This window comes from Okeania sp. KiyG1 (assembly GCF_014132355.1).
Lineage (GTDB): Bacteria > Cyanobacteriota > Cyanobacteriia > Cyanobacteriales > Microcoleaceae > Okeania.
This window is the reverse complement of sequence record NZ_BLZO01000087.1, coordinates 85186-92526: the sequence shown is the minus strand read 5'-3', so window position 1 is coordinate 92526 and position 7341 is coordinate 85186. Positions and strand designations below refer to the sequence as shown.

Annotated in this window: 3 protein-coding genes and 1 pseudogene; 3 read left to right on the top strand and 1 reads right to left on the bottom strand. The window is 34.7% G+C overall.

The genetic code is table 11. From position 1 onward, the window contains the following. The 3 genes and pseudogenes from SAGCYANO_RS19790 to SAGCYANO_RS19780 form a co-directional block, all read left to right on the top strand. Positions 1 to 1178 (top strand): annotated as a pseudogene (locus SAGCYANO_RS19790) (hypothetical protein); the annotation flags it as partial. Positions 1179 to 1713: 535 nt separating this feature from the next. After that, complete coding sequence (locus SAGCYANO_RS19785; protein WP_202221631.1) at positions 1714 to 3105, top strand: class I SAM-dependent methyltransferase; 1392 nt, start codon at positions 1714 to 1716, stop codon at positions 3103 to 3105. 659 nt (positions 3106 to 3764) lie between these two features. After that, on the top strand, positions 3765 to 5276 hold the full coding sequence (locus SAGCYANO_RS19780) for a hypothetical protein (protein ID WP_202221630.1): 1512 nt from the start codon (positions 3765 to 3767) through the stop codon (positions 5274 to 5276). Positions 5277 to 5820: 544 nt separating this feature from the next. Here the strand turns inward: SAGCYANO_RS19780 and SAGCYANO_RS19775 are convergent. Next, positions 5821 to 6498, bottom strand: coding sequence for a glycosyltransferase (locus tag SAGCYANO_RS19775; RefSeq protein WP_202221629.1), 678 nt, complete (start codon positions 6496 to 6498; stop codon positions 5821 to 5823). Positions 6499 to 7341 lie beyond the last annotated feature (843 nt).

Sequence of the window (7341 nt, the reverse complement as noted above, 5' to 3'; positions counted from 1 at the left end):
TACAAGAATATCAGTCACAGTTGCAGGCAAAACAAGCCGAGTTAACAGAATCTAACTCTCAACTGCAAAAGCATCAACAGGAATTAGAAAAATCTGAATCTGAGCTGCAAAAAACTAGCCAAGAATTACAAAAAACTAAATCTCAACTCAATCAAACTCAAGCCGAATTAACAGAATCTAACTCTCAACTACAAAAGCATCAACAGGAATTAGAAAAATCTGAATCTGAGCTGCAAAAAACTAGCCAAGAATTACAAAAAACTAAATCTCAACTCAATCAAACTCAAGCCGAATTAACAGAATCTAACTCTCAACTCAAACAAAAAGAAACAATATGGCAACAATCAGAAACACAACTAAAAGAACTTCAAAAAAATCAGCAGGAATGGCAAATATCTAAATCTCAATTACATCAAACAAAGCAAGAATTGAAGCGCACTAATCTACAAATGCAAGAACTGCAAACAGAATTAGTAGAATCTAATTCACAACTTCAACAGACAGAAACACTATGGCAACGCACTAATCTACAAATGCAAGAACTGCAAACAGAATTAGTAGAATCTAATTCACAACTTCAACAGACAGAAACACTATTGGAACAATCTCACTCTCAAATTAAACAGACAAAAACTTTATTAAAAGATTTTCAAACTCAGTTACATCAAACAGATGAAGAACGAAAAGAACGACAACTACAATTACAAGAAACTCAGACAGTATTGCAACAAGTTCAGACTCAATGGAGACAGACAGAAATATTATTACAACAATCTCAATCTCAACAACAAAACTCACAGAAAGAATTAGTTAAAACAAAGTCTCAATTAACACAAACTCAGTCAGAATTAGAAAAATTGCAGTATCAACAAGCCATTCTGAGAAATTCTAAATCAGAGAGTCAAACAGAATATAAACTATTAGTTTGGGAAGCTTGGTATGCTTATCAAAAAGGTGATTTAGTTGAGATGCAAGAGCGCCTTCAGAAATCTTTGAAATATACTGAAAATTCTCGGACAGAAATAGTAATGGAATGGTTAGATAGTTTTGCTAATTTCTCTCAGCAAAAAGGTTTAGAGTTGGATAGCGAAAAACTAACAAGTTCCGCAGAATGGCAAAAATTGATGAAGCGAACAATGAAAATGCAGAATAAAGTTTTAGTAGGTAATGAGAAATAAAGTAAGCATTTCCTGCGGACTGCTGCGCAAACAGCTATTAGCATTTCCTACGGAATGGTCCCCAAACAGATGCATGAACATACAGGACTTACTAAGTTTAGCTTGTTACCTTTTTCTTTAGGTGCGGAATGCTGCATAAACATAATTTTGAATTCTCCTTCTCAGATAATAAGTTAATAACTGATAACTGATAATAAGTTAATAACTGATAATAAGTTAATAACTGATAACTGATAACTGATAACTGATAACTGATAGCTGATAGCTGAATTATGACTGCTGAATGCTTACGAAATAAATTGGTAGAAGACAGATTTAATCAAATAAAATTAGACAAATAAAAAATGAGCAAAAATACTACATAAATATTCAATAGAAGAAATTAAAGTCATAATTTTTGTGAAAAATTAGGAATATTTGGAACAAATAGAGGTAGGATAAAGTTACTTACTAAGTATAGTTAAATAATTTTTAGAATTTGATTTTATCGAAGCCTTGGTAATATTACTGAAGAAATTAAGGGGAAAATAAATTAATGGCAGCAACAATAGAAAAAGAACTAGAAGAAGCTAAGACTAAATGGCAACAAACTCAGCAAGAGTTGGACAAAACTAAATCCGAGTTGCATGATGTTAGAGAAGAGTTGGAGCGATCGCAATCTCAGTTAGATGAGGTATTGGGGGAGTTGGAGCAAACCCACTTTGAGTTACATCAACTGAAGGAAAAGGGGGAGCAACAGCAGTCGGAGTCTAATGGGGAAGTTGAGCAGGAGTTAGAGGAAACTAAGTCCAAGTTGCAGGAAACTGAGCAGTTATTGGAGCAGTCCCAGTCGCAGTTAGGTGAAACTATGGGGGTTTTGGAAGAGTATCAATCTCAGATGGAAAAGACGACGGGGACTTTGGAGGAGTCACAGGAGAAGTTGCAGCAGAAGCAGGAAGAGTTGGAGCAAGTTAAGGCAGAATTAGCACAGAAACAGTCGGGGTCAGAGTTGGAACTCAAGAAGGAGTTGCAGGAAACTAAATCTCAGTTGTACGAGACTAAAGAGGAATTAGATCGAACATATTCTCAGTTAGATCAGGTGATGGGAGAGCTAGAAGAATCTCAGTTTCAACTATATCAAATTAAAGAAAAAGGAGAGGTAAAGCACTCAGAAATAGACCCAAAAGTTAGTACAGAATTTGAAGAAACAAAAAAGCAACTTCATCAGACTCAAGAGCAACTCAAAAAGAGTAATGCTACTGTCGATAGACTGACAATGAAACTAGCAAATGCTAGAGGACAATTAGAAGGAATTGGTTCAGATTTAGAAAAAATAAAAGCTGTTTATACTGCTCATGTAACTAAACATTTAATCCATATATTATTACCAACTATTCAGTCCGAAAGTCTAGATGCCAAACCTCATTTAAAAGGAAGCATAAATCAGAGAAAAAGAATAGCTCAAGTAGCAGAATATTGTATCAAAGGATGGTCTGGAGATTTAATAGAAATAGGTTGTTTTCGAGGAGAAACTAGCAAACTATTAGCTGAAGTTGCTCAGAAATATGATAGGAGACTTATTGCTTTAGACCCTTGGGAGTTAGGAACACAAAATTGTAAAGGAGGGGAGTACGAGACTTTCTTAAAGAATATCGAACCATACAAAGATGTTGTGGATATTATTCGGCTATCTTCCCTAGATGAAAAGGCGATCGCTCTGGTTAAAAATAGAGAGTTATGTTTTGCATTTGTGGATGGTTTGCATACCTATGATGCTTGCCTCAAAGATATAGAAACTGTTGCCCACTGTCAAGGTATTATTGCTGTTGATGATTTGTTATGGTGTGCTGATGTGGAACGTGCATTTCAAAAAGGTGCTGAGATAATTCAAAGGAGTAAATTAAATTTTCCTCTCTGTAGAGAAGGTTATTTAGTACCTTCTTGTTAATAGTGAATAAATACCTGATAATAATTAATATCAAAATTTTAGTATACTGACACAGTCAAGATAGTGTAATAGTAGGGGTGGGTTCCGCGTTAAATTAATGGTGTTGCAAATTCTCAGATTAACCCGTCCCCACCCCAATAACAAATATGTACATTTATTAGCTGTGTCAGTCCAGTATTTATTAGGTATTAGAGAATTATGAAAAAATATGCTCAATATCAAATAAATGTAGTTGTGAAGTCAAGCATAAATAATTGATAAATAGTTAAGAATAACAAGAAAAATCAAAGTGTATTTCACGCTTTAACGAACTCAGAAGTCAGAAGTTATAAGTTTTTTGGTGACAGGTATTTAATTCTTCAATCCCAAAACATTTCGCCTTAAAATTTGGGGTTTTAGACCTAACTATTGCGGTAATTTCAGTTATCAGTTAGCCCCATAAGGTCGTAACTGCGTTAACAGTTACCAGTTATCAGTACCTCCTACTGAAGCAAGATGCTTGAAATACTGAAGTTTATCTTTTTTCATCCCCTTGAAAGGGGAGGCTTGAGACCCTCTTTTTTGGTCAAATTAAGTTAAGTAATTAATATTATTGATAACAGAAATAGCCTAGTTACTTAACAATTTTTTCTAAGTTAATTATCGGAAGTCAGCAAATAATGAAAATTAAAGAAATATCTAAACTGAATATATTTTATGGTCATTCAAAAATTATTAAAGATTACTGTGGTTATCCTTTGAAGAAACCCCTACCCATACTAATAGCACATGGTTTAAATAACCTGTACAAACTAGACGACGAACACTTTAATGAGTTTCTATTTGACTATTGGGTCTGGAATGAAGAAGTCAGACAATTTAATATTAACCTCTATAAAATTAGTCCAGAAAATATTTACAACTTTGGCGCACCTTTTATCTATCTGGCAGATGAATATTTATCAGATTTTGATAATACTGAACCTCAAGGTACAATAGCTTTTCCTTCCCATTTAAACCCTGGCCGCCCAGTGGATGAATGGTATGATGAATATGCTCAATTGCTTAAAGATTTACCAGAAGAATTTCAACCTATTACTGTATCTTTGCATCCTTACGATATATCAAAAGGACTCCATCAGGTGTTTCAAAAATATGGTTTTACAACAGTAACTTGCTCGCCTTTAGTATTAGAAAATTATCAAGAAATCAAGAAAAATCCTGGAGTTTTCTGGAAATATTATAACCATGGCGGTCCTTATTTTTTAGACCACTTTCTTAAATTATGTAAAGGTAAAAAATATGCTACTTCAAACAAAATTGCAGCAGCTAGTTATTACTCAGCTTACCTGGGATTAAGGTTTTTTATCTATCATGGAAATCAACCTGGTCATTTATTACGACAGGAGCAGAATTTTACCCCAGAAGAAAACGAAGAATATCGGAAAATCAAAAGTTTTTTTAGTATGGAAAACTTAGAGCAAGCTATTAATTCAGAGATGCAACGAGAGCTAGCACAGGAAAAATTAGGTGTTCAATATAAACAGGGTAAAAAAGAGTTGCGATATTTCTTAGAAAGGCTTTTTAATTCACGAAAATATGTGCAGCGACAGTATGAACAACAAACAGAATTGGAAAAAGCAAAGGCTGAAATTTCTAGGTTAAAACAAGATTTAGAAACAACAGGAATTGAGGAGCAACCCAAAGTGGTAGAAATAGAAGTTTTAAATGTTATTAAATCTCTAAAAGAGTCAGATTTATTATTAGCAAATAGTCTAGATAGACCAAAAAGAGGAAAATCTTCTAATCAGGGCAAACTTAATATTGCAGGTTGGGTATTTGGTAAAAATTCTCCAGTAGTTGCTATTGAGATAATTAGTGAAGGAAAAGTTCTGCAAAAGTTAGAAATGAATGTTCCTAGACCTGATGTAATAAAAAGTTATCCTGAAGCATCAGTAGCAAAAAATTGTGGTTTTGAGACTAATTTGTCTATAAGTGAGTTGCCACAGGTAGTAGATATAGGTTTAGAAGCAGTCTTGGCAAATGAAAAACGTGCTTCAATAGGATATATATCAATTCGACATCAGTCTAATGTGTCTGGTAGTAATGGAATAGTGTTAACTAAGGTTGAAGAAAGGTTAAAAAGAGCAGATTTTCGACTTCAAGAAATTAAGCAAAAAATACAAGTTTAAGGAAGAAGGAAGAAGGAAGAAGGAAGAAGGAAGAAGGAAGAAGGAAGAAGGATTAAAAGCAAGAAAAAACTTAAATTTTCTGTAAAGTAAAAAAGTAGAAAAACCGGGCTTGTATTAAATGTCTTACCATACTAATATTTATCTCCCACAAACCCGGTTTCCAACGACTTAAATTTAACAGTTAATTACCTCCATATTTCCTGTTTCATCTCAGCTACAGAGACTCGCTTACGATTTTAAATTCTGGGTGCATCTCATATTTGCAAAAATACTTTTTTCCTATATATTCCCTATTCCCTATTCCCTATTCCCTGTTGCCAGATGAGCTGTTGCCTGTTGCCTAAGAGCGATAAATTTTTGGCTTTATTCACGCATTGAGATGCACCCTAAATTCTTGCTTTGCTTTATCAATAATTTCGATAAATTCGGAATTTTCGCTTAAGGAAAAAGATTCTCAATCAAAATCTTTTATAGATATAACAGAAGCGATAGCTGGTGGGTTTGTCGCGGGCAAAATGCCCGCACTGCAAAGGTTTTATGACTTTCAATTTCTCTGCTCACAATATAACATACCTTCCAACTCAGCCCTCCACTCATCACCAAACTCACAATCTTGTAACTCTTTAAAATAAGGTCCACCCAGAGTATGATGAACTAAACTAGCATCTGGGTTAGGCTCATATTCTCCCACCAAATGATTCCAAATAGGGGGCAACTCCCCAATTAACTCCTCACTTTCCAACCACTTAAACTGATGTAACTCCAACCCAGAAGCAGTATTCACATATTCAGGAGTTAACGCTCTACATTTTTCATTATTAAACAAAATCATACTTGACCAATTCTTTTTCGGATAAGGAGTTTGAGGTTCTCCTAAAAACTTCTCCTTATCCTTCACCTCATAATCATGCTTAACCACCATTACCGCATAACGCTCATCCCGTAAATCCCATAACTTAGTAATATCATCCAACACAATCATATCAGAATCCATAAACACAGACCAACCCTTGTATTCCGACAAATAAGGAGTCAGAAACCGGGAAAAAGAAAAATCCGTAGACTGTAAAGGATGACGTTCCCTAGTCAACAACCCTTGAAGTTGAGACAACATCAATGGCGCAATACTAACAGGTTGCGACGCCCTAACATTAATGCTATGAGCTAATACACTAAAAGCCACTGCCTCACGATAGTCATAACCGATGTAAACATTAATCATTAATTTTCACCTATAGCAATCTTATTTAAGTTGTAATATTGTTCGTGGTAGCTAGGAGTCAGGAGTCATATAGAATCCGGTTATATAATCAGGACTTAGGCAAATTCACCTTGAAAACAACATATGTAGGGGCGTTAACGTAGTTGTGCGTAGCAAATAGCATTTGCCCTCACTTGATTTAGTGTCCGTGCGTAAGTCCTGATCTGAATATCTAGTATCTGAACTTAAATATCCTACAATTAAAATGACAGTTATTTAAGTTTTTATAGATTGTTTAGAACTAACAAGGTTGGGCGATCGCTATAAAATTTTAAGCGATCGCCCTATTTGCCATACGCTATATATAGTGTCTTTGCGTAAATCCTTATATAATCAAGTGTTTAACCTGATTTTATATGAGGGTTTGGAGACCAAATGAGGGGTCTAACCCTGAACTGCAACGTTATAGTTATTATGAGGGGTCTAACCCTGAACTGCAACGTTATAGTTATTGAAATTTTTGGATAATATAGAATCTGGTGATATAGCGCTACGCATTAAGGTTAGGATATTTATAAACCCTGTTAGCGGAGCTTTTCCGCAGGAAAAACCCTTTGACAGTTTACTATTCCCCATTTCCTCCATACCTATTCCCGATTCAAGTAGCGCTATATAATATATGTTCATAATTCTCAAGGGAGACTTCAATATCCAATCTCCCCATCTCCCTATCTTCTCATCCCCCTCAAATATACAATTAAGTGTTTAACGTGATTTTATATGAGGGTTTGGAGACTAAATGAGGGGTCTGACCCTTAACTGCAACGTTATAGTTATTATCAGGACTTACGCAGAGACTCTAAA

What these genes read in the sequence shown, in the direction of transcription:
- SAGCYANO_RS19785 (WP_202221631.1), top strand. Translation starts at nt 1,714, where the DNA reads ATGGCAGCAACAATAGAAAAAGAACTAGAAGAAGCTAAGACTAAATGG.
- SAGCYANO_RS19780 (WP_202221630.1), top strand. Translation starts at nt 3,765, where the DNA reads ATGAAAATTAAAGAAATATCTAAACTGAATATATTTTATGGTCATTCA.
- SAGCYANO_RS19775 (WP_202221629.1), bottom strand. Translation starts at nt 6,498, where the DNA reads ATGATTAATGTTTACATCGGTTATGACTATCGTGAGGCAGTGGCTTTT.